Source organism: Paracoccus sp. (in: a-proteobacteria) (assembly GCF_047605025.1).
In the GTDB taxonomy this organism is placed as follows: domain Bacteria; phylum Pseudomonadota; class Alphaproteobacteria; order Rhodobacterales; family Rhodobacteraceae; genus Paracoccus.
This window is the reverse complement of record NZ_JASGGO010000028.1, coordinates 1-23,502: the sequence shown is the minus strand read 5'-3', so window position 1 is coordinate 23,502 and position 23,502 is coordinate 1. Positions and strand designations below refer to the sequence as shown.

General features: G+C 63.3%; 22 protein-coding genes, 1 tRNA gene and 1 pseudogene. 11 read left to right on the top strand and 13 right to left on the bottom strand.

All coding sequences use genetic code 11. The features are described from left to right. The first annotated feature begins 79 nt into the window (after positions 1-79). Together QM682_RS14950 and QM682_RS14945 are read left to right on the top strand one after the other, a co-directional pair. On the top strand, positions 80-922 hold the full coding sequence (locus tag QM682_RS14950; protein ID WP_415131123.1) for a MaoC family dehydratase N-terminal domain-containing protein: 843 nt from the start codon (positions 80-82) through the stop codon (positions 920-922). A gap of 316 nt (positions 923-1,238) precedes the next feature. After that, on the top strand, positions 1,239-2,345 hold the full coding sequence (locus QM682_RS14945; protein ID WP_415131121.1) for a helix-turn-helix transcriptional regulator: 1,107 nt from the start codon (positions 1,239-1,241) through the stop codon (positions 2,343-2,345). Between the two features lie 118 nt (positions 2,346-2,463). Here the strand turns inward: QM682_RS14945 and QM682_RS14940 are convergent, their stop codons facing one another. The 7 genes from QM682_RS14940 to QM682_RS14910 form a co-directional block, all read right to left on the bottom strand. Continuing rightward, positions 2,464-3,012 (bottom strand): flavin reductase family protein, encoded by a 549-nt coding sequence (locus QM682_RS14940; RefSeq protein ID WP_415131119.1) that lies wholly within the window; start codon positions 3,010-3,012, stop codon positions 2,464-2,466. A gap of 17 nt (positions 3,013-3,029) precedes the next feature. Then, entirely contained in the window at positions 3,030-4,235 is a 1,206-nt protein-coding gene (locus tag QM682_RS14935; protein ID WP_415131117.1) for a hydroxylase, read from the bottom strand. Between the two features lie 113 nt (positions 4,236-4,348). Next, complete coding sequence (locus tag QM682_RS14930; protein WP_415131115.1) at positions 4,349-4,633, bottom strand: cytochrome C oxidase subunit IV family protein; 285 nt, start codon at positions 4,631-4,633, stop codon at positions 4,349-4,351. Positions 4,634-4,636: 3 nt separating this feature from the next. Then, positions 4,637-5,239: a cytochrome c oxidase subunit 3 gene (locus QM682_RS14925; RefSeq protein WP_415131113.1), complete on the bottom strand. Its 603-nt coding sequence runs from the start codon at positions 5,237-5,239 to the stop codon at positions 4,637-4,639. Positions 5,240-5,499: 260 nt separating this feature from the next. Further along, positions 5,500-6,012, bottom strand: a complete 513-nt coding sequence (locus tag QM682_RS14920) for a MarR family winged helix-turn-helix transcriptional regulator (protein ID WP_415131111.1) — start codon at positions 6,010-6,012, stop codon at positions 5,500-5,502. A gap of 74 nt (positions 6,013-6,086) precedes the next feature. Then, positions 6,087-6,692 (bottom strand): hypothetical protein, encoded by a 606-nt coding sequence (locus QM682_RS14915; RefSeq protein WP_415131109.1) that lies wholly within the window; start codon positions 6,690-6,692, stop codon positions 6,087-6,089. Beyond that, the gene (locus QM682_RS14910; protein WP_415131107.1) at positions 6,673-8,403 is read right to left on the bottom strand and encodes an FAD-dependent oxidoreductase; all 1,731 of its coding nucleotides are present in this window, start codon (positions 8,401-8,403) and stop codon (positions 6,673-6,675) included. The genes QM682_RS14915 and QM682_RS14910 overlap by 20 nt, the downstream gene beginning before the upstream one ends. Before the next feature lie 194 nt (positions 8,404-8,597). On the opposite strand from QM682_RS14910, the gene QM682_RS14905 reads away from it, so the two are divergent. From QM682_RS14905 to QM682_RS14865, 9 genes and pseudogenes are all read left to right on the top strand, one after another. Next, the gene (locus tag QM682_RS14905; RefSeq protein WP_415131105.1) at positions 8,598-9,029 is read left to right on the top strand and encodes a pseudoazurin; all 432 of its coding nucleotides are present in this window, start codon (positions 8,598-8,600) and stop codon (positions 9,027-9,029) included. Between the two features lie 240 nt (positions 9,030-9,269). Continuing rightward, entirely contained in the window at positions 9,270-10,076 is an 807-nt protein-coding gene (locus QM682_RS14900) for a 2-keto-4-pentenoate hydratase (protein ID WP_415131103.1), read from the top strand. Continuing rightward, positions 10,073-11,011, top strand: a complete 939-nt coding sequence (locus QM682_RS14895; RefSeq protein ID WP_415131101.1) for an acetaldehyde dehydrogenase (acetylating) — start codon at positions 10,073-10,075, stop codon at positions 11,009-11,011. The genes QM682_RS14900 and QM682_RS14895 overlap by 4 nt, the downstream gene beginning before the upstream one ends. After that, a complete protein-coding gene (dmpG, locus tag QM682_RS14890) occupies positions 11,011-12,024 on the top strand; it encodes a 4-hydroxy-2-oxovalerate aldolase (protein ID WP_415131099.1) in 1,014 nt (337 codons plus the stop codon). The genes QM682_RS14895 and dmpG overlap by 1 nt, the downstream gene beginning before the upstream one ends. Positions 12,025-12,059: 35 nt before the next feature. Next, positions 12,060-13,079 (top strand): VOC family protein, encoded by a 1,020-nt coding sequence (locus QM682_RS14885; RefSeq protein ID WP_415131097.1) that lies wholly within the window; start codon positions 12,060-12,062, stop codon positions 13,077-13,079. 68 nt (positions 13,080-13,147) lie between these two features. After that, a complete protein-coding gene (locus QM682_RS14880) occupies positions 13,148-14,008 on the top strand; it encodes an alpha/beta fold hydrolase (protein WP_415131095.1) in 861 nt (286 codons plus the stop codon). Between the two features lie 93 nt (positions 14,009-14,101). Continuing rightward, entirely contained in the window at positions 14,102-15,088 is a 987-nt protein-coding gene (locus QM682_RS14875; RefSeq protein ID WP_415131093.1) for a transporter, read from the top strand. A gap of 132 nt (positions 15,089-15,220) precedes the next feature. Continuing rightward, a complete protein-coding gene (locus tag QM682_RS14870; protein WP_415131091.1) occupies positions 15,221-15,988 on the top strand; it encodes a hypothetical protein in 768 nt (255 codons plus the stop codon). A 480-nt stretch (positions 15,989-16,468) separates the two neighbouring features. Continuing rightward, a pseudogene (locus QM682_RS14865) lies at positions 16,469-17,217 on the top strand (IS5 family transposase). Positions 17,218-17,251: 34 nt separating this feature from the next. Here QM682_RS14865 and QM682_RS14860 read toward each other — a convergent pair. The 6 genes from QM682_RS14860 to QM682_RS14835 form a co-directional block, all read right to left on the bottom strand. Beyond that, positions 17,252-17,326, bottom strand: a tRNA-Val gene (locus tag QM682_RS14860). Between the two features lie 62 nt (positions 17,327-17,388). Then, positions 17,389-17,712, bottom strand: coding sequence for an HU family DNA-binding protein (locus QM682_RS14855; protein WP_415131089.1), 324 nt, complete (start codon positions 17,710-17,712; stop codon positions 17,389-17,391). Positions 17,713-17,773: 61 nt separating this feature from the next. Beyond that, positions 17,774-20,188: an endopeptidase La gene (gene lon / locus QM682_RS14850; protein WP_415131087.1), complete on the bottom strand. Its 2,415-nt coding sequence runs from the start codon at positions 20,186-20,188 to the stop codon at positions 17,774-17,776. A gap of 328 nt (positions 20,189-20,516) precedes the next feature. Continuing rightward, entirely contained in the window at positions 20,517-21,770 is a 1,254-nt protein-coding gene (locus tag QM682_RS14845; protein ID WP_415131085.1) for a hypothetical protein, read from the bottom strand. Further along, positions 21,767-22,816: a hypothetical protein gene (locus tag QM682_RS14840; RefSeq protein WP_415131084.1), complete on the bottom strand. Its 1,050-nt coding sequence runs from the start codon at positions 22,814-22,816 to the stop codon at positions 21,767-21,769. Before QM682_RS14840 ends, QM682_RS14845 begins: the two co-directional genes overlap by 4 nt. A gap of 1 nt (position 22,817) precedes the next feature. Next, positions 22,818-23,270 (bottom strand): hypothetical protein, encoded by a 453-nt coding sequence (locus tag QM682_RS14835; RefSeq protein ID WP_415131082.1) that lies wholly within the window; start codon positions 23,268-23,270, stop codon positions 22,818-22,820. Positions 23,271-23,502: the final 232 nt, after the last annotated feature.

Genomic DNA, 23,502 nt, shown 5'->3' with positions numbered 1-23,502 from the left:
CCCGGCAGGTGAGCAGGTGGCGGGAGCTTGCCCGTGTCCACCCTTGCAGGTCCCCGACCCGCGCAAAGGAGCGAAGGCCATGACGGCAGAGACAGAGTTTTCCTCTTGGATCGGGCGCGGCGAGGAAGCGCCGGCCGAGACGATCGGCACCGGCCTGCTGGACCGCTTTCGGGCAACCCTGGCGCCACATCTGGGTGAAACCGGGGGTGTTCCCGCCGGGCTGCACTGGTGCCTTTCGCCGCCCGCGGTTCCGGCCCTTGGGCTTGGCCCGGACGGCCATCCCGCCAAAGGGGGCTTCCTGCCGCCGATCCCGCTGCCGCGCAGGATGTGGGCGGGGGGCGAGGTCGAGTTCGTCGCGCCTTTGCATCAGGGGGACCGGGTGACGCGGCGCTCGCGTATCGGCGATGTGCGGCTGAAGACCGGGCGCAGCGGCGCATTATGGTTCGTGACCCTGCATCATGAGTTGATCACGGATCGCGGGACGGCGCTGCGCGAGCGGCAGGATATCGTCTATCGCGCGGCCGCGACGGCCCAGGCCCCCGCCGCCCCCCCGGATGCCGCCCCCGATGCCCGCGACGGTGCCGAGGCGGAGTGGCGGGTGAATGTCGATCCGGTCCTGCTGTTTCGCTATTCCGCCCTGACCTTCAACGGTCATCGCATCCATTATGACGAACCCTATGCGCGCGGGACCGAGTTCTATCCCGGACTGGTGATCCACGGGCCGCTGCAAGCGACGCTGCTGCTGAACCTTGCCGCCTCGGTCGGGGGCGGGCTGCCGCGCCGTTTCGCCTTCCGGGGGCTTAGTCCGGCCTGCGGATCGCAAACGCTTCGGATCCGCGCATGGAGGACGGCGACGGGGCATGAGCTTGCGGTCGTTTCCGAAAACGAGGTCACGACGATGAAGGCGGAAGCGACATGGTGAATTTCGTCCCCTGATCGCGCCGCCATTCGTGCCAGCAACCCGCGCGCCCCGAATAGTTCCGCAAGGCTGTGGCAGGCCGAGTTCGCAGATTCGACGCGCGGCAAGGACGGATTGCCCGACGCGATAGCGGGATCGGACCAGCCGGAAAGGCAGGCAGGTCTGAAAAGGCCCGGAACCACCGGCAGCCCCTGGTAAAGCTAAAATATTCACAATTGTAAAACATGCGGGGCCGGTCCGCCGGCCAGCGGAAACTTGACGCAATATTTCGTGCATAATAGTTTCGTTGCTGTCTATGGCCGTCAGGAGGGGAGGACTGATGGGATATTATTCTGAAGAGGCGTTTAGCCCCGACCTTGTCGTCCGCGATATCTATCGGGCGGCATTGCGGCCGGATCCGCTGACAGCATGGTCGCGAATGATTGCCGATTTCCTGGACATGGAGATGGCAAGCATTACCGTCTTCGCGCCGGATGGCGTCGCGGTCGAGATAGGAAGCACGGAAACCGGCATGAGGCTGGGCCGCGAATACATGGAGCATTCGCAGCATATCAACCCCTTTCGGTCCCTCTGGCAAAAGGCCCCCTGCGGCCAGGTTCTTCAGCTTGACGACCGGCTCATCGACGATGGTGCCCGCCAGTCCGAGTTCTACAATCGCTATGGGGAATACCTTGACCGTGGCCAGGCGGTTTGCATGGTTCTGGGCATCCGCGCCGCGCGGGTCCTGATCCATGCGAGCCAGCCCCGCCGGGAAAAACGACGGGACGCGCGTGAGCTTGCCGCGCTGCGCGACGATCTGCTTCTTGCCTTCGAGATTGCCGGCACGCTGACATTGGCCGGGAATATGGCGAATGCGATCATCCGCAGCCTGGATCAGAAGGGCATCGGCGTGGCGCTTCTGGCCGAGGATGGGCGGCTTGAGCACACGAACGGCAGCATGAGCGACATCCTGGGGGCCGGCAAAGTGCTGCGTATCGAGGGGGATCGGGTGTCCCCCGGCGCGGCGATGAAGCCGTCCGAACTGCGCGGCATCGTCCAGCGGGCGCGCAAGAACGGCGTCGGCGGCAGGCTGAGCTATGGGGAAACCGCCAGCGATCGCGGCAGCATTGTCGCCTGGCCCGCCCCCATGGCCTTCGACTGGGAGGGGACGCATGACGGCAAGGTCGTTCTGATCGCGACGGACGGGGTGCGGTCGCGCAACCTGCTGGTCGACAATCTGCGCAAGACCTGGGGGCTGACCCAGGCAGAGGCGCGTGTCGCGGGAATGCTGATGGACGGCAACACCTCGCGCCAGATGGCGGATGAGCTGGGGGTGCAGATCAATTCGATCCGGGCGCATCTCAAGGCGATCTTCGCCAAGACGAGCACGCATTCGCAGGTGGAACTGATGAAGCTGCTTCAGATGGAGACCGGGTCGATCCACTGAGCTTTCGCGACAGGCAATCGCCCGGCATCTTGGGAGAAGATGCCGGGCGTGCCCGATCCGGCGCCGGACAGGGAGGAGGGGGGCCGGATCGTCCCTGATGCCTGGGGGGAGGCAGGTTTCAGGGCCAGTCGAGCAGGCGGTCAAGAAGCGCCGCCGCATTGGAAAAATAATCGCCGTAGCCTCCGCGCAGGAACAGAAGCGGTGTCTTGTCCGAAACGACATGCAATTCCTGCACCCTGCCGACGATCAGGTCGTGGTCGCCGATCCTGACCACGTCGTGAATGCGGCAGTCGATCCAGGACACAACGTCCTCCAGCACCGGATTGCCAAGCGGAGAGGCGGTCCAGCCGACGCCCGAGAACTTCTCGGCACCCCGCGAGGCAAGCTTGCGGCAAAGCTTTTCCTGATCCGCCGCAAGCACGTTCGCGCAGAACCGCCCCGTCGCCCTTATCCGTGCCTGTGATGCCGAAGCGACATCGGCAAGGAATGAGACAAGCGGCGGCTCCAGCGAAACCGACGAGAAAGAGCCGACGACCATTCCCACCGGCATCCCGTCAGCCTCCGTCGAGGTGATCGCGACCACCCCGGTCGGAAAGCTGCCCAGCACCCTGCGAAAGTGGCGCGGGTCGATGGCCGGATGTTCCGCGCCGTCATTGCGTTCTTTCACCTGGACCACCATGTCGCCTAGATGCCCATCTTCAGCGGCTCGGGCGGCTCAAGCCCATATTGGGTCAGGGCATCGGCATGGTAGGTCTGTCCGGGCACATGGATGAAATGGTTCAACCCGACATGGGCATCACGCCAGAACCGCTGAATCGGGTTGGTCCGGCGGCTGGAATTGCCGCCCGAGCGCGCATAGACCGCATCGATCGCCGCCACCGCCCGCCAGGCGCAGCGCACCTGGTTGCGCCGGATATGCGCGCGTTCCTCGAATGTCAGTTCTTCCCCGGCCTTCACCTTGTCATAGGCCCAGTTGATCCCCGCCAGCAGTTGCACGCGCGAGGCATGGACCTCGGCCGCGGCCTCGCCCGCGAAATAGGCGGTATAGGGGTCGTCGCGCAGCTTGTTTCCGGCCGCCGAGACCCGATCCCGCTGATAGGCGCCATGCGCCGCAAGCGCGCCCTCGGCCATGCCGATGATCGCCCCGGTGATGCCGACCGGAAAGATCGACGAGAAGGGCAGATGATAGATCGGATCGGTCAGCCCCTGCGCCTTCGCCGCCGCACCCGAGGCGACATCCTCGTGGAAGATCGCGCGATAGGCGGGAACGAAGGCGTTCTGCACCACCACATCCTTGCTGCCCGTGCCCAGAAGCCCGATCACATCCCAGGTATCGGCAAGGATCTGGTAGTCCTTGCGCGGCAGGATCAGGTGCATCGCGCGCGGCGGCATGGCCGGCGCGCCTTGGCCGTTGCCCAGCAATGCGCCCAGGAAAACCCAGTCCGAATGATCGGTGCCCGACGAAAACTGCCAGCGGCCCGACAGCCGGTAGCCGCCATCGACCGGCTCGGCGATGCCGGTGGGCGTATAGGGCGAGGCGATCCAGGTCTCTTGGTTTTCGCCCCAGATGTCGCGGCCAAGCTGCGGGTCGAACAGCGCCACCTCCCAGGGGTGGACGCCCACCACGCCGCAGACCCAGCCGGCCGAGCCGTCAAACCGCGCCGTGGCCATGACCGCCTCGACGAATTCGGCGGGCGTGCCGCCAAAGCCGCCATGTTCGACAGGCTGCAAGATCTTCATCACCCCGGCGGACCGGATGATCTCGACCGTTCGCGCGCTTAGCTGGCCAAGGCGCTCATTTTCCCAGGCGAGTTCGGCCAGTTCGGCCCCCGCTGCCTCGATGCGCTGCACGACAGACGTGGCCGCCGTGCTTCCTCCCTCATATGCCATTGTTTCCTCCCAGATTCGTGGCTATTTTCGACATGTTGTCTGGCCTAGCTTGGGCTGTGGCGCTGTCCGGCGCATTACCCACCTGGCCAATCCGAAGCCGTTATCGCAGTCCCTCAGAGGCCCAGATAAAGGCCGACGATCAGTCCCCACAGAACCAGGCAATACGCCTCGAACGCGAAACGCATCGGCCGGGGCGCGTGGCGCAGTTCCATGAAGTCCAGCCCGACGAATCGGACCTTTACGACCGCCAGGGTTAGAAGCGCGATTTCGGCCCAAAGCATGCCGCGCCCCTCGACCCCAAGGACCGGCCCCAGGATCGACAGCGCGACAAGGACGGCCCAGACCGCATAGACGCGCGCGGGGATCAGCTTGCGGATGGAAAGATTTCGTTCGGTCATGGCTTAGCTCAGCAGATAGAGAAGCGGGAAGATGACCATCCAAAGCAGGTCGACCATGTGCCAGTAGCAGCCCGCGCCTTCGATCAGCGCCTGTCCCTTTTCGACGGGCTCGTCCCGGCCGGCGCGCGAAATCATCATGCCAAGCGTCAGAAAGCCGATCAGCACATGCATCAGATGGGTGCCGGTCACGACGAAGAACCAGGTAAAATAGCTGTTCGACCCCGGCCCGTGCCCTGTCCCGATCAGATGGGCGTATTCCGAGACCTTCAGGATCGTGAAGGCTATCGCGCAAAGCAGCGCCATGACGAACATCCATCGGGCGATTCGGCGCGCGCCGCCGCGATAGGCGCTGACGCCCGCCGCCACCATCAGCGAACTGGTCAGCAGGATGATCGTATTCACCAGCCCGATGGTCAGGCCGACGGATTGCGACGATGCGTTGAACAGCGCCGGATCCTCGGCGCGCTCGACCAGGTAAGAGGCGAAGAAGGCAAGGAAGATCAGCATATCGCCGAAGATAAAGACCCAAAGCCCGGCCTCTCCGGGAATGCGCCCGGTCTGTTCATCCGCGACCTGCGCAGGGGGGAATGCCTCGACCCCGCTCATGCCCAAGCCGTCCCGCCGCCACGCGCCGCTTTCCTCGCCCAAGACGAATGCCGTCCTGTCATATCACCCCTCCCGTCGCCGAAGCCCTCGCCCTGCGAGGCCCGCGCGCAGAGCAAGGCCCTGCGCCGCCCGCCAGCGCCGCCCCGCCTCCTACGGGAACGTCACCGAAGCGATTGAAATCCAGACATCAGTTTCGCGAGAGGGGTCACCCTTGCGCATTACCCACCTGGTCATGATTCGCCCGGAATCGGTGTGCCGGCCTAAAGCCAGCCTTCGCGGGGTGCCTCGCCCATGGCGCGCGCGGCATTCGCGCTGATTCGGCGCAGGCCGTTCAGCAGGATTCGTTCTTCCTCGGGTTCCAGCCCTTCCAGCATGGCCGAGTAAAGCGCCGCGCCTCCTGAAATCAGCGCCTCCAGCGCGGGATTGGCGTCCTTGTTCAGGAAGACGCGCAGGACTCTCTGGTCGGATTCGTCCGGGCGGCGTTCGACCCAGCCCTTCGCCTCCAGCCGGTCCAGCAGCTTGCCCGCGGCCGAGCGGCCCATCTGCATGATCCGCGCCAGCTCGGACTGGCTTTGGCCCTCGTTGATCAGGATATGCATGATCGCCCACCATTGCGCCCGAGTCAGGTTATGGGGCTCCATCACCTTGTCGAACTGGGTGCTGATCTGGCGCGATGCCTCATGAATGGCATAAAGCAGCGCCCCACGGCGCAACTCGTCCGCGCTTGGGCTGACACCGGCGATCACCGGGGACTGGAATTTCTGGTCGGGCATCGGACTCGCAAGGCAGGCTGGCGCGGCAGGATGGCACGTTCCGGCGCGACTGACCATCCCTGGCCAAGCGGGTTTCACCCGGCCGGGGCAAGGGGCATCGCCGTCACGGCCGCTCCGGGCGCGACCCCGGCAAGCCGCGCGGAGATCCCGGCGCAATCCGCCGCCGGACCGCGAAGCTCGATCCGCAAGCCGTGCGTGTCGCCGACCGCAAGCGGCATCCGGTCGAAATTCGCCGGAAACGCCGGGTCGATCGCCACCACGGACGCGATTCTGTCCGGCCTGACAAGGGCCAGCAGCAGGCCCACGACAGCCCCCTCGCCATGCCCCAGAAGGTTCAGGCGGTCGATCCCGTCCACCTCGCGCAGGTCCTCAAGCAGCAGGTCCAGCTGATAAAGGGCATCGCCCAATGTGGAAAGCTCGGGCCGGTCGGGCGGGCCGATGAACCAGAAACTTCCCTTGGGCGGCGCAAGGCTGCCTCTTGTCTGGGTGCGGGCGCTGCGCACGGCGATACGCAGCGCCTGATCGCCCAGAACTCGGGCGCCAAGCGCCCGAGCATCGGTCAGATCGCCATAGCGGTGGTGCAGGACAAGCCAGGGCGTCCCGTCGCGTGGGCCATCGAAGCCGATATGCAGAAGGCTGCGCCGCGATGGCGCAGCCCCTTCAGGCCCGAGCGGCCGCATGCGCGCCAGCCAGATAGCCGAACGTGACGCCAAGCCCCAGCGTGCCGCCCGCGCCCCAATAGGATTGCCCCGATGGCGAGGCCGAGGCATTGCCGGCCACATAAAGCCCCGCGATGGGTTGGTCCTGGGTATCAAGCACCCGGCCATGTTCATCGAAGACCGCGCCGCCCTTGGTATCCAGCGTGCCCGCCGCCAGAACCATGGCATAGTAAGGCCCCTTGTCCGAGATCGGGTAAAGCCAGGGGTTCGGCACCGTGACCTCGAAACCCTGCGGCGGGGCGAAATACTGGTCGATGGGCGCCTCGCCGCGCAGGAAATCGCGGTCCTTGCCGGTTTTGGCGAAGCCGTTGAAACGCTCGATGGTCTCGCCAAGGTTGCCAAGGAAGTCCGGGTCCAGCCGGTAATGCCCGATCCGATCCTCGAACGAGGCCAGCTTTTCGTCGATCTTCGTCGCCAGTTCTTCAAGCGTGTCGGCCACGATGATATAGGGCGGAACGAATTCGCCCGGCGGCGGCACCATCACGCCTCCGAAGCTGCGCGCATGGTCGTCAAAGATCATGAACTGGAAGCGGTTGGCATATTCGCCCCGCGCCGGATCCCAGACCAGATGCGAGCGAGTGCGTTCGTTATAGGTGGTCTTTTCGTTGCAGGTCCGCCGGCCGAATCGGTTCACCTGGATCATGCTGTCGCCGCCCAGGAAGAACACGCCGAAGGGCACGCTATTATATTCCAGAACCTCGTCCAGCACTTCCTGCTGAAGCCACGCCTCGTTCATGCTGCCAAGCTGCGCGCCCAGTTCGATGGCGATCTTGACGAAATCCCCCTGGTTGGTCGGCACGGCGCAACCGCCCAGCACCGGCAGCCGCAGGAAGGATTCGCGCATATCCGGGTTCTGGGTAAAGCCGCCCGAGGCAAAGACCACGCCCTTGCGCGCCCGGATCGTCACATCCCGGCCGTCGGCATCGCGCGCCACCACGCCGATGACCTGCCGGTCAGCATCCGTCACGGCGCGGATGACGGCGGTTTCCACGGCGATCTGGCCGCCATGCGCCTCGACAAAAGCCTGCAACTGCTCGATCAGATCGCTGCCCGCGCCGGGTTCGCCCGCCGCATCGGCGGGATGCAGCGACCGGCCGCGCGGCGCCTTGTTCTCGGGCAGGCCCGCGTAATAATCCGGGATCGCCTGCCAGCCATAGGTCGGATAGCGCACGGATTTCAGCGCGCCGATATCGGCCAGTTCCTTGTTCACCCGCGACGCCTGGTCGAAGAACACCTCCAGCAGGCGGAAGTCATGTTCGGCAAGGCCAAGGGTCGGGCTGTCGGGACGGTAAAGATGCGGGCGCGCACAGCGCGCCATATAGCGCAGCGCGTCCGCCTTTTCATCGGCAACGCCATCGGCCTGCATGAACTGATTGTTGGGAATCCAGTAGACGCCGCCGGATTTCAGCGTGGTGCCGCCGACGATCTCGGCCTTTTCCAGCACCTTGACGCTGGCGCCGTGATGGGCCGCCCCCGCTGCCGCGGCCAGCCCCGCCCCCCCGGAGCCCACGACGACGACATCGTATTCCTCGTTCCATTCCTGCGCGGTGGCATCGCTGACCACCGTTACGCCAAGCGCCCCCGCCGCCGCGCCCATCGTGGCCACCCGCAGAAAGTTACGACGCGAGACATGCGACTTAGTTTCCGGTTTCCCGGAGTCCAGTTGTTCCATTCGATGATCCTCCCTGTTCCGGCCCGGACGCCTGTGCGCCGCCGCGAAAACGCCGTGAACGGTAGGAGCCGCTGGACAATCTGTCAATAATGTATCCCACGATACATACTTGTTTCGTGGGATACATTTTGTAAGCTGCCATCCCGACGGCATTCGGCCGTCTGAATCATCGGGGAGGAAACCGAATGAAACCCATGGCCCCGCTGCTTTTTGCGGCGATGATATTGGCTGGCACCGTTCCGGCGCATGCCGAATTGCATGAGGTGCGGATGCTGAGCCGGGGTGAAACCGGCGCAATGGTGTTCGAACCCGCATTGCTGCAAATCCAGCCCGGCGACAGCGTTCGCTTCATTGCGACCGAGCCAGGCCACAATGCCGAATCGATTGCCAAGCTGATCCCTGACGGCGCCAAACCGTTCAAGGGCCGCATCAACGAAGAGATCGAGGTCACTTTCGATGTCGAGGGCGCCTATGCCTATAAATGCGCGCCGCATTTCTCGATGGGCATGGTCGGCCTGATCGTCGTGGGCGATGCGGCCGCCAATCTGGACGCGATCGCCGAGGCGAAAATGCCCAAACTGTCTCGCGAACGGCTTGCCCCGCTGATTGAGGGGCTGCGGCCGTGAAAGTCGGGCAAACGACCTGGATGTTATCCAGGTGGGTAATGTTTACCCCGCATCGATCCACCACGATGCAGTGAATTCCTTGCCGCGCCCTTGCCCGAGACACGTGGCGAGGCGCGGTGAGAAATCCCAGGGATGCGGCGGGACTTGAGGAGGTTCCCCGCACTGGGGTCTGGCCGTGAGAACCGGCGGAACGGGAGGATAGACCATGCATGAACGATCCTGTCACGGGACTGAACGCCCATGACCATCGCGGAAGCAAACATCGTCGCCGCAGTCGAAAGGCTGTCGCGGGCCGAAGCCGACCGGCGTCCCTGCGGGCCGGTGAACGACCTTTTGGGCAAGGCCGACATCGCCGCCGCCTATGAGGTGCAGCGGCGCATTACCGAAAAACGGCTGGCTGCGGGCGCAAGGCTTGTCGGACGCAAGATCGGGCTGACATCGCGCGCGGTTCAGGCTCAGATCGGGGTGGACCGCCCGGATTTCGGCGTGTTGCTGGACGACATGCGCTTCGCGGATGATGAGGAGATCGCCTTTTCCCGGCTTTTGCAGCCGAAGGCCGAGGCCGAGGTGGCATTTCTGCTGTCCCGCGACATCACGGATGCCAAGGATCCCGCAGCCGTCCGCGCGGCGGTGGCACTGGCCTTTCCGGCGTTGGAGATCGTCGACAGCCGGGTTGCGGGCTGGAAGATCGGCATCACCGATACGGTGGCCGACAATGCCTCGTCCGGGGTCTTCGTGATCGGGGCGAAGGGTCTGCCCCTGTCCGAGGTCGAGCCGTCGACGGTCACCATGACCATGTATCGCAATGGCGAGGTGGTGTCGCAAGGCACGGGCCGCGATTGCCTTGACGATCCGCTGAACGCGCTTGCCTGGCTGGCGCAGACCGCCATCGACTTCGGCGCGCCGCTGAAAGCCGGTGACATCGTTCTGTCCGGCGCGCTTGGCCCCATGGTCGAGGTTCGCCCCGGCGATGTGTTCAAGGCCGAAATCGCCCCGCTGGGCCAGGTGACCGCGCGATTTTCAATTCAGCAAGGAGATACGCAATGACGGATCGCATCGGTGTCGCCATCGTGGGATCGGGGAATATCGGCACGGATCTGATGATCAAGATCCTGCGCCATTCCACCCATCTGCGCGTGGCGGCCATGGTCGGGATTGACCCGGCCTCGGACGGTCTGGCGCGGGCCGACCGCATGGGGGTTGCGACCACGGCGGGCGGTATCGACGGGCTGATCGCCATGCCCGAGTTCAAGGATGTGCGCATCGTGATGGATGCCACCAGCGCCTCGGCCCATGCCGTCAACGCGCGAAAGCTGGAACCCTATGGGGTCCGGCTGATCGACCTGACCCCGGCGGCCCTGGGCCCCTTCGTCATTCCGGCGGTGAACTTCGGCGCGCATCTGGATGCGCCGAACATCAATATGGTGACCTGCGGCGGTCAGGCGACCATTCCGATGGTCGCCGCCGTCTCGCGGGTGACAAAGGTGCCCTATGCGGAAATCGTGGCCTCGGTTTCGTCGAAATCGGCGGGTCCGGGCACGCGGGCGAACATTGACGAATTCACCGAAACCACCGCCCATGCGATCGAGCAGGTGGGCGGGGCCGCGCGCGGCAAGGCGATCATCATCCTGAACCCCGCCGATCCGCCGCTGATCATGCGCGACACGGTTTTCTGCCTTGTGGGCAATGCCGACCACGCCGCGATCACGGAATCGATCCGCAAGATGGTGGCCGAGGTGCAGAAATACGTTCCCGGCTATCGCCTGGTGCAAGAGGTGCAGTTCACCCCGATCGACCCGCGCGAGGTTGCGACCCTGCTGCCCGAGGGCGCGAGCCCCGTCGATACCAAGGTCTCGGTCTTTCTGGAGGTCGAGGGCGCGGCCCATTACCTGCCCGCCTATGCCGGCAATCTAGACATCATGACATCGGCCGCGATGAGCGTCGCCGAACAGATCGCCGCGCGCGAAAAGGAGGCGGTGTGATGACCAGGAAACTTTACGTTCAGGACGTGACGCTTCGTGACGGGATGCACGCGCTGCGGCACCGTCTGGAGCCGAAGAAGCTGGCCGAAATCGTGCGGGCGCTGGACAAGGCGGGCGTCTCGGCCATCGAGGTCAGCCATGGCGACGGCCTTGCCGGCAACAGCCTGAACTACGGCGCCGGTTCGAACACCGACTGGGAGTGGATCGAGGCCGCGGTCGAAGCGGCCGAGAACGCGGTGATCACCACCCTGCTGCTGCCCGGTGTGGGCACCATCGCCGAATTGCGCCGCGCCTCTGCCATGGGGGTGAAGTCGGTGCGCGTCGCCACCCATTGCACCGAGGCCGATGTCGCCGCCCAGCACATCGCCGAGGCCCGCAATCTGGGCATGGATGTCTCGGGCTTTCTGATGATGGCGCATATGAGCGATCCCGCCAGCCTGGCCAAACAGGCGAAGCTGATGGAATCCTATGGCGCGCATTGCGTCTATATCACCGACAGCGCAGGGCGCCTGACCACCGAGGGCGTGCGGGACCGGGTGCGCGCCTACAAGGACGCCCTGGACCCCGCGACCCAGATCGGCATCCATTGCCACGAGAACCTGTCGCTTGCCGTCGCGAATTCGGTCGCGGCCATCGAAGAGGGCGCCTGGCGGATCGACGCCTCGCTTGCCGGACATGGCGCGGCGGCCGGCAACACCCCCATTGAACCCTTCATCGCGGTCGCGAACCTGTTGGGCTGGGAAACCGGCTGCGATCTTTTCGCGCTTGAGGATGCGGCGGACGACCTTGTGCGTCCGCTGCAAGACCGGCCCGTCCGCGTCGACCGCCAGACTCTGACCATCGGCTATGCCGGCGTCTATGGCAGCTTTCTGCGCCATGCCGAAAACGCCGCATCGGCCTATGGCGTCGACGCCCGCGACATCCTGATCGAGGCCGGCCGGCGCAAGCTGGTCGGCGGTCAAGAAGACATGCTGACCGACATCGCCCTGAATTTGCGCGCCGCCGCCACCTGAGCCTGCGCGAAGCCCCATCTCTGGAGGAGACCAAGATGACCAAGACCTATGATCCGGGACCAAAGATCGCCCATGCCGGCGGCATCAATATCGGGACGCCCGACCTTGACCGCTCGCTGTGGCTGTTTCGCGATATCTTCGGCATGGAAGTAACGGCGCAAGAGGAAGGCGTTGCCTATCTGCGCGGTTATCAGGAATTCGACCACCATTCGCTTGTGCTGACCCAGCAAAGCGAAGCGGTGATCAACAGCTACAGTTTCCGCGTCGCCCGTCCGCAGGATGTGGAACTGTTCCATGAGCAGTTCACCGCCGAAGGCATCGACGTGCGGGTGATCCCCGCCGGCACCGAAACCGGCCGGGGCGAGGCGATCCGCTTTCTGCTGCCCCATGGCGGTCATCCGATCGAGCTCTATTACGATATCGACAAACCCGAGGCACCGCAGGGCCTGCGCTCGCATCTGCTGGGCAACAGCGGCCGGCGCCGTGGGCTTGGCGTGCGGCGGCTGGACCATTTGAACATCATGACAGGCCCTGCCACGATTGTTCAGGCCGAAGGCTGGTTGCGCGAAAAGCTGGGCTTCAAGCGGCGCGAATTCCTGACCCTGCCGCAGAACCCGGATTTCATCGTTGCCTCGTGGATGTCGGTGAACTCGAAGCTGCATGACATCGCCATCGGTGCGTCCCCCAATGGCGAGGATGCGCAGTTCCACCATGTCGCCTTCTCGATCGAGAATTTCCACGACATGCTGACGGCCGCCGATCAGTTGCGCGATCTGGATATCCAGATCGACGCAGGCCCCGGCAAGCACGGCATCGGCCAGGCGATGTATCTTTACCTTCGCGATCCCGGTTCGGGACATCGGATCGAGCTTTATTCCGGCGGCCGCGAGTTCTTCGAACCTGACTGGCAGGCGCTGGAATGGAAGATCGACAGCCCCTACGGCATGACCTGGTATGGCGATCTGCCGAATGTCGATCCGCAGACCAGCCCCTATGTCACCACCACGCCCTCGGCGGGGCTGGACCTGCCGGTGCGCCGCACCGAAGCGGCCTGAGCGGTCGCGGATACAAGGCATTGCCGGGCTGTATGCACAGCCCGGCCGTCAGGGAGGGCCACAGAAACATGAATCCTGAACTTACCTATGAGGGCACGCGCCGCACGGTCCAGATCGACGGCATCACTCTGTCCTGGCATGAGGCCGGCGAGGGTGAGCCGCTGATCCTGCTACACGGCTCGGGTCCCGGTGTCAGCGCCTGGTCGAATTTTCGGTATAACCTGCCGGTTTTCGCCAAACGCTTTCGCACCATCATGCCCGACATGCCCGGCTTCGGCGCGTCCGGCCTGCCCGAACTGGCCGAGTTCTATCCGGTTCTGGCCGCGCGGTGGACGGCGAAGCTGATGGACCATCTGGGCATCGAATCCGCGTTTTTCACCGGAAACTCCATGGGCGGCGCCGTCACGGCGGAACTGGCGGCCCTGCATCCCGAACGGGTGCGGCGCATGGCGCTGATCGGCTCGGGGGGGCTTTCGGTCGGGGTCTTCGGCACCGACCCGAGCGAGGGTTTCCTGCGCCTGTTCGAGTTTCTCGACGATCCGACCCGCGACCGCATGATCGGCTGGGTCAAAACCATGGTCTTCGATCACCGGCTGATCACCGATGAACTGATCGAGGCGCGAATGGCGAATGCGTTGGCCGATGGGGTGATCCCCCGCATGAAGGCGATCTTTGCCAGCATGTTCAATCCGGCCCTGCGTCATGGCCAGCCGCCCCTTTGGACACGCGCCGGAACAATCAAGACCCCGACGCTGCTGCTTTGGGGCCGCGATGACCGGATGCTGCCCTATGACCACGCGCATCTGGCCAACCGCCTGCTGCCCGAGGTGGAGCTGCACAGTTTTTCGCGCTGCGGCCATTGGGTGCAGATCGAACGCAAGAACGATTTCGAAAGGGTATCGACCGAATTCCACACTCGCAGCGCCTGATCGGCGTGCTGGAGCGATGAGGAGACCGGGCCTGCGATGCAGGCAAGGGTTCGCTCCAGATCAGTATTGAACGACACAACAAGGGAGGAACGAATGCTGAAAGGAAAATCTGGTTTCCGGTCTATGGCCGGTGCAATGCTGCTGGCCGCCGGGCTGATGTCGGGTCCGGCGCAATCTGCGGAAACCATCGCCGCGGCAGGCCCCATCGGCGGCTCGGATATCAACTCGGCCCTGCTGCCGCCAGAGGGTCTGTGGATCACGGGCCTGGGCCTGGGCGTCGGGTTCAGCGACTATTACGATGACAAAGGCGACGAAATGGCGGCGGGCGGCTCGGATAAGCTTGCCGGGGTCGGCCTGCTTTACTCCTATCCCGGACAGTTCATGGGCGGTCAACTCGCATCGTCCCTGTTCGTCGGTTACGAGCGGCTTTGCTTCAACGTGAAGCCCTATGCCAAGAACTGCTCCAGCGGGGCAAAGGACATCTATTCCGATGTCCTGATGTGGAGCCGCTATTTCCCGAACGCGCATGCGATGAACCAGCCGCAGGATGCCGTGCCGCAACCCTATGGGCTGGGCGTTCTTGTGGGCCTTGGCGTGACCGCGCCGACCGGCTCTTACGACAAGGACAAGCCCATCAACAACGGCTCGAATATCTGGGGCTTTTCTCCGAATATCGCCTTGACCTATACGATGCCCAGTCCGCTGCCCGAGGTTTTCGGCGAGGCGATGCAATTCAGTGGGCGTCTGTTCTATCATAAATACTCCGAAAACAAGGATACCAAATTCCAGACCGGCGACGTGATCAGCCTGGATTGGGCCATCACCATGGGCAAGGGAAGCTGGCGCTATGGCCTGGCGGGCTTGGCCTATAAGCAGTTGGAGGACGACACCATCGACGGCGTGGTCCACCCGAATAACGGAAACCGTTCCAGCGTGTTCGGCCTTGGCCCCATCGTGTCGCGCGATTTCATGTGGGGTGAGCGCCCGGCCAATATCACGATCAAGGGTATCCAAAGCGTATATGGCAACAACGTTGCCAAATCGACCGGCCTTCTGGCCCGTGTTTCCGTGAAGTTCTGACAGGATTTCGCGCTTCATGCGCGCCACCCCCGCCCGGTTTCTTACCGGACGGGGAACGGGGCGTAGCCGCGCTTTCGACAATTGCGAAACATCCACGCGATGCTTTTCGTCTGCCAAGGGAGGAACAAGGACATGGCAGTCAATACGAACGTCGGGATCGACCCGGCACTGAAATTCAGGCTCTATCGCTTTTCCGTATGGTGCGGGGCGATCGTCCTGATCGCCAATACCGTGGCATTCTTCTTCCTTGGCAAACTTTTCCCGCCGCCCGATCCTGCTTGGGGCGCGACCGAGATCAGTGCCTTCTTTGCCGAGAATCGCACAAAGATCCTGTGGAGCGTCGTTACAATGGCGTTCTTCGCTCCGTTCTTCTATTTCTTCGCGGTGGTCACCAGCCTGCAAATGAAGCGGATCGAAGGGGAATTCGGCATCCTTTCCTATATTCAGTTGACCACGGCCGTCGTGGCCCCGACCGGCTGGGTCTATCCGATGTCCGTTCTGGCGACCGGCGCCTATCGGCCCGAGCGCGCGCCTGAACTGCTGTTGATGATCAGCGATCAGTTCTTCCTGACCTTCGTTGGGGTCGCCTTCATCTTCTCGATCAACATCTGGTCCATCGGCATGGCCGCACTTGCCGACCGCCGGGCAAAGCCGGTCTTCCCGCGCTGGTTCGGCTATGCGAACTTCTTTCTTGCCCTGGTCTTCGCGCCCGGCATCTTCGTCTATGCCTTCACGGACGGGCCATTGGCCTGGAACGGATTGTTCGCATTGTGGATCCCTGCCTCGGCTTTCCCGATCTGGAAAATTCTGATGATCACCTATCTGTTGAAGGCCGTGCGGCAAGAGGAAGAGGAAGAAGCAGCCGAGCGCGCATCCCAAAGGCAGGCTTTCGCGGGTTAAGCCCCGCGATAGTGCGATGAATTTGGATATGGTGAGCCTGCTAAAAAGCCAGATCTGGCCACTCCGATTTCAGGCCATGTCATAGTCGACGCACAAAGCCCAGTAACGCGAAAAGGTAATAAAAATCCCACGTCGCCCGGTTTGGCTATGCCTGATCCGGGCGATCTTGCACTTCAAAAAGTTGATGAGTGCGAAATCCCTTATCGGTGCGCCAAGTGCTTGGGGACGCATTTTTTCCAGGCCGGAAGGGATGCACTATCGCACAAGTTCCGCACGGAAGCGCCACGACGCCAGAGACGCTTCGTCGAGCAATACAAATCCCGAGGGCGCCGTCAAAGTGCTATGGGATAAGCCGGACTCCGGAGATCGGCGGGGACAAGCCGGTCCAGAAAATGCCGGGACTTAGGCTCGGGACCCATTAAATTTCTTGCGGCCGCGGCCACGTATTGGTTCACTGGCAGCCTTGGAGGGGGTGCCGCCATGACCGAGATGATCCTGCTGTCCGAAGCCCGGATGGCGCGAATCTCTCCATTTTTTCCGCTGTCGCACGGGATGCCGCGTGTGGACGACAGGCGGGTGATCAGCGGCATGATCTTCGTGATCCGCAACGGCCTGCGGTGGCGCGATGTGCCCGCAAGCTACGGGCCGCACAAGACAATCTACAACCGCTTTGTCCGCTGGAACGAGCTGGGCGTGTTCGGGCGCATCTTCGTCGATCTCGCCAAAGGGGGCGGCGAGACGGAAGAAATCATGATCGATGCCACACAGATCAAGGCGCACCGGACAGCGGCCAGCCTGCTCAAAAGGGGGCTCTTCCCCGGCATATCGGACGCACCAAAGGCGGCCTGAATTCGAAACTGCGTGCCGTCCGTGACAGCGATGGGCGGCCCAGAACCCTGTTTCTTTCGGCTGGCCAGGTCAGCGACTATGCCGGCCCGCCGCGCTGTTAAGTTCGCTGCCAGATGCCAAGGCGCTCGTGGCGGACAAGGGTTATGACGCCGATTGGCTGCGTGCAGCCCTCGTGGATCCGAGGATCGAAGCCTGTATCCCATCAAAATCAAACCGGAAAATCCAGATGCCCCATGGCCGTGTGCGTTGCCGCAAGCGACACAGGATCGAGAACATGTCCGGCAAGCTCAAGGATTGGCGCCGTATCCATACCCGCTACGACCGCTGCGCACACCTTCATGTCAGCCATCGTCATCGCAACAGTCATCTTCTGGATATGATCAATGGGTCCTGAGCCTAGGGCATTGAAAATAATGGTGGGCGATAACGGATTTGAACCGCTGACATCTTCGATGTGAACGAAGCGCTCTACCGCTGAGCTAATCGCCCGGTGCCCGCTGATTATCGGCATTGGCGCGTCGCTGCAAGGGGGGATCACACAAAAAGCTGAGTCAGTCCTGTTCTTGGGTATCGTCGACGCGGCGGCGCAGGCGCAGGGTGATCACCTCGGCCCCGGAGACATCACGCTGACGGTTGATCCGCGCGCGGCCCAAAGGAGGCAAGGCCAAGGTCTGGCCCGCCGCGATTGCGTCGCCCAGTTCGGCAAGGGTGGCATCTACGATCTCTTTGACCTGCACGCTGCGCAGTCCCGTCCGCTGGGCCACGGCGCTGATGAATTGCCTTTTCTGAAGCACCCTCGCCACCGAGGGGTGGACATCCTCTGGGCCGGGGCGGGCGGTATGCTTTGGCCGATTCTGGTCTTGCTTGGACGCCATGGGACCTCCTGCATCGTCACCAAAAAAAATCGCGCGGAGCGAACTCCGCGCGATAGAACCGTCAGTGAGCGATGGCCGCACCGCCGCCGGGTTGGCGGGCGGCGGCCAGGCGACTGGCCTCGGCCGCCTCCTCGGCCGCCTCGTCCCATTCGATGGGATCGGGCTGGCGCACCAGTGCCTGCGCCAGAACTTCACGCACATGGCTGACCGGAATGATCCGAAGCCCTTCCTTGACGTTGGCCGGGATGTCGGCCAGGTCCTTCTCGTTATCGGCCGGGATCAGCACCGTCTTGATGCCGCCGCGCAGTGCCGCCAGCAGCTTTTCCTTCAGGCCGCCGATGGCCATGGCATTCCCGCGCAAGCTGACCTCGCCGGTCATGGCGATGTCCTTGCGGACGGGGATCTGTGTCAGGACCGAGACGATCGAGGTCACCATCGCCAAGCCTGCGGAAGGCCCGTCCTTGGGGGTTGCGCCGTCCGGGACGTGGACATGAATGTCGATCGTGTCGAATTTCGGCGGTTTCACCCCGATCTGGGGCGCGATCGAGCGCACATAGCTCGCCGCCGCGTCAATCGATTCCTTCATCACATCGCCCAGTTTCCCGGTTGTCTTCATGCGGCCCTTGCCTGGCAGCTTCAGCGCCTCGATCTGCAACAGATCGCCGCCAACCTGGGTCCAGGCCAGACCCGTCACCACGCCGATCTGGTCGTCCTTTTCGGCCAGGCCATAGCGGTGGCGGCGCACGCCCAGGTATTCCTCGGCTTTCTCGGGTGTGACCGCGACGGACTTGACTTTGCCCTTCAGGATCTCGGTTACCGCCTTGCGGGCGAGCTTCGCGATCTCGCGCTCAAGCGAGCGGACACCCGCTTCACGCGTATAATAGCGGATCACATGGGTCAGCGCGTCATCGGTCACGCTGAATTCGCCCTTGCGCAAGCCGTTTGCCGTGATCTGCTTGGGCAGCAGGTGCTGGCGCGCGATCTCGCGCTTCTCGTCCTCGGTGTAGCCGGCCAGAGAGATGATCTCCATCCGGTCCAGAAGGGGGCCGGGCATATTGTAGCTGTTGGCCGTGGTCACGAACATGACATTGGACAGGTCGTATTCCACCTCGAGATAGTGGTCCACGAAGGTCGCGTTCTGCTCGGGGTCCAGCACCTCCAGCATCGCGCTGGCCGGATCGCCGCGGAAGTCCTGGCCCATCTTGTCGATTTCATCGAGCAAGATCAGCGGATTCGTGGTCTTGGCCTTTTTCAGCGCCTGGATGATCTTGCCGGGCATCGAGCCGATATAGGTGCGGCGGTGGCCCCGGATCTCGGATTCGTCGCGCACGCCCCCCAGGGAAATGCGGATGAATTCGCGCCCCGTCGCCTTGGCGACCGAACGTCCCAGCGAGGTTTTGCCCACACCCGGAGGCCCCACCAGGCACAGGATCGGCCCCTTCAGCTTGGCCGAGCGGTTCTGCACCGCCAGATATTCGACGATCCGCTCCTTGACCTTTTCCAGCCCGTAGTGATCGGCATCCAGCACCTGCTCGGCCTTGACCAGATCCTTGCGGGTGCGCGATTTCACGCCCCAGGGCAGGCTCAGAAGCCAGTCCAGATAGTTGCGCGATACCGTCGCCTCGGCCGACATCGGTGACATCGACTTCAGCTTCTTCAGTTCGGCCTCGGCCTTTTCGCGCGCCTCCTTGCTGAACTTGGTCGCGGCGATTTTTTCCTCAAGCTCGGTCAGCTCGTTCGAGCCGTCCTCGCCATCGCCCAATTCCTTCTGAATGGCCTTCATCTGCTCATTCAGATAGTATTCGCGCTGGGTCTTCTCCATCTGGGTCTTGACCCGAGACTTGATCTTCTTTTCGACCTGAAGGACGGACATTTCGCCCTGCATCAGGCCATAGACCTTTTCCAGCCGCTGGGCGGTGTCCAGCGTCTCAAGCAGATTCTGCTTCTTGTCCAATGCAATGCCCAGATGACCGCTGACCAGATCGGCCAGACGCGCGGGGTCGCGGGCCTCGGCGACGGCCGAAACCACTTCCTCGGGGATGTTCTTGCGCACCTTGACGTAACGCTCGAATTCTTCGGCGACGGCGCGGGTCAAGGCGGTGCGGATTTCCTCATCCCCGGCGTCTTCGGTCAGAGGCTCGCAGGTGGCCTCAAAATAATGCTCGTTCGCCACGAAGTGGTTGATGCGGACACGTTCGCGCCCCTCGACCAGAACCTTCACCGTGCCGTCGGGCAGCTTGAGTAATTGCAGCACATTCGCCAGCACCCCGGTGCGGAAAATCCCGTCGGCATCGGGTTCGTCGATGGCCGCATCCTTCTGCGCGGCCAGCAGGATCGGGCGGTCCTGCTCCATCACCGCTTCCAGCGCCCGGACAGACTTTTCGCGCCCAACGAAAAGCGGCACGATCATATGCGGAAACACCACAATATCCCGCAGCGGCAGGACCGGATGAGTGGTATGGGCGAATTCGTTCATGGAATCAGTCCTTTCTCGCCAAGAGGCGCGGCCCCGGAATCGGCAGCGCAGGCCCCCTGCTTGCGGACAAGATAGGGAGGCGAGGGGTTCTGTTCAATGACTCATTGGTTCGCAATCTGTTCCTTGGTCTTCGCAACGGAATTGGCCCCCGGTCCTGTCGAAGGCTCATGCTTACGCCGGATCTCTTTCAGGTCCGTTAACGCGGGGTGAGAAAGGAGCGGCGCCAGGCTGCAAGGGATCCCTATCGCCGTGACCTGCGCCGGCTCCGATCAATCAGGTATCTGACTATTGATGGGAAAAGCGCCCCGGATGGGGCGCGGCGTTGTTTTCAGAACTGTGGCACGAAGATATCGTCTTGGAAGCTGCCCCGGAAACCGGGTAGGGCGCGCCATAAGGTCCGGCCCGGAAGGAAGTGGCTGGCGCGGATATGGCTAGGGAAAAGGGTCGTGCGATGGGCCGACATCGTATAGCCCGCCTCATCCGTCAGCGCGAAGCAATCCTGAACTTGGTGGGCAAAGCGCAGCCATTTCGGACTGGCCGAGGCCAAGGTGATCGTCACGCTGTTGCCGCCCATGTCCGGCACGACGCTGGAGATCGCGACATCGCTTTCGAAGCCGAAATTCGTGCAGGTCGCGGCGGCACCATAGGCGGCGTAAAGATCCGCTCGTTCGGTCAGCGTCTCGCCCGGCCGCAGGGCAAAGCTGACCGTGACGATATTGTCGGATTTCTCCACCGCATAGGTGATGTTCCAGGGCCTGCCGGCCTCGATTTCGGCCACGGCCCAATCGCAGGTCTCTCCGATCAGGACCTTCACATCCGGGTCGATATGGGCGTTCTGGTCGTTGATCGGATAGATCCGCTGCCAGCCCGCGATGATGCCTCCGTAATCCTGGGCGATGCGATATTGCATGCCCGGCGTATCATAGACATCTCCGACCGTGTTCACATCCGCGCCGTTCACCACCACGATCAGCTTGGGCGCGCGCCCGAAAAGCTCGGTGGCAAGCGCCACCGTCTCGCCATGGGCGGTGTCGAAATCGGCGCGATAGACCGCCCCCGCCTGATCCTTGGCCGAAGAGCCTTGGAACAGATAGACATAGGGGCAGGTCATCGCGACGCCGAATTCGTCGGCCAGGCGCTTGCTCTCGCGCATCCAGTATTGCTGGTTACGGCCGATGGGGCTGGCGTCGATGCGGCGCCATTCGGCGATATAGCGACCGCCATAGCCGTGATCGCCGATGACCGCGCCCTTCTGGGGCTGCCCCGCATCCGCCCAGCGGGCCGAGCGGCAATACTGGAACGTATAGGCCGGAGAGACCCTGCCCAGATTCGCCGCCGGCAGAAACCCCGATGCGGCCTTGGTCAGGTCGATGGCAGCCATGCCGGTGCCCGACCAGCCCGCGCCCGAGGCATCGACCGGCCGTCCCGCCTCGGTTGCCATGCCCGAGATATAATAGATCTGGCCGGGGGTGGCCGCATCCAGCGTCGCGGCCAGGGCGGGGCTGTCGGATGAGCGATTCTCGGATTGGCCATAGACCGGAAGCAGTTCAAGCGATGTGACGGATGGCCGGGGGGCCGTCACTCCCCCAGCCGAAAATCCGCGATGACCTGATCCATGGTCAACGGCCAGTCGCCGCCCTCGGGCCGACCGACGATCACCAGCCGGTGCAGAGTTCCGTGCACATAACGCCCTGTGGTGAAGCGGGTAGGCGAGGGATCGGTCAGCCCGTCATGCGGCGCCGAGACGGTCGCGCCCGCCGTGCTCACCCCCGAGAGCAGGTCCAGCACATCGTCAAGCTGTCCGCCCACGATCACGCGGTTGCCATAGCTGACGCCGCCGAGGTTCAGCGAGCCTTGTCCCGCCACCGGACCCAACGCCTGGATCGTGCCCGAGCTGTTGCGCAGTTTCAGGTTTACGCCGGTGCCGTCGATGATCTGGCCTAGGTTGGTGCCATAGCTCGTCAGCGTCACATCGGCGACGACGAAAAGCCCGTCTGTGGTTGGCTGGCCGCTCAGCACCTGGGTTTGCACATAGGCGCCATCGCCGAAGACGAATCCCGTCGGCCCTGCCTGGATCGCCGTCCCGCTGCCGGCCTTGGTGAAAACGTAGTTCCCCGTCCCGATGGGCGAGATCGAGGTCACGTCCTGCGCCGTGCCGCTATAGGTCGAGGCGGAGGTCAGATAGGCCAGGGCTTGCGTGGCATAATCGATGGACTCCGCCGGAGGCGCGATGACCGACAAGGTGATCTCATTGGCGGACGTGCTGTCGGCGGCATTGGTCCATGCCACCACCAGGGCATAGATACCGGGTTCGGACAGTTCCATGGTCATGGCGCCCTCGTCCAGCAGGCTCTTGATCGAGACGCCGTTCAGCGTGAAGTCCCAGTTTGCCGCCGGCGCGGGCTGGCCCACGGCCTCGCCCAGGTCCAGCGTGATGCTGTCGCCCATCGCCGCATCCAGTGGCAGGATGGTCGGCTCGCGTGTGACCCTGGGCGCGACCGGCACCAGAGCCGAGGTCACCGCATTGCCGCCGCGATCACGCAATTCGGCCTCTTTGCCGCCGAAATAGGCCGCCTGAATACCATAGAATGTCGCCCGGTTGGCCTCGCCATAGATTGAAACCGGCATGTCAGGCCCCTTTTACCAGGACAATGTCGTTGCCGCGCTTCTGGCTGTCGGGCAGGGCAGCATATTCCGCGAACTCGCTGACCAGGATCAGGCGCGACAGCCCGGCATCCTTCGCGGCCTTCAGGTTCTGGGCGCTGGTCTTTTCCAGATCCCCCAGTGAGGTCTCCAGCGCCGTGGGGATGAACAGGTTCTTCACTTCGAAGACCTTTGCCACATATTGGTTATAGCCTTCGATGTTCCAGGTCGTGCTGGCGCTGTCACCCTCGGCGTTGACGATCAGTTGCAGCGCCCATTCGCCTGCGGCGTTGGTGGTGGCCTCGATCTTCTGGGTCACGACGCGCAGGCCGTCGTCGAAAATATCCGACCCGTTCAAGGTGGCCACGATCTTGCCGGCGGTGATGGGGGCCAGCGCGGCGTCCACCAGCACGCCCCGGACGGTAGCTTTATTCGGCATGTCTTGCTCCTCGGCTTCGACGAAAGTCGCGGCCATTATCTTCGCAATGATCGCCCGTTGCCGGGCAGAGGGATGCAACGTCCCGATTCCGGCAAAGGGGGCGCGGACAAGCCCGCCCGCGAATCCCGATCCTGCCGTCCTTTCCAGTCGGTGAGATGTGCTCCGTCCTCTGAGTCGTCAATTTACCTTATATTTTCAATATCTTAATATATTCTTGTCATCTTTTTTCATT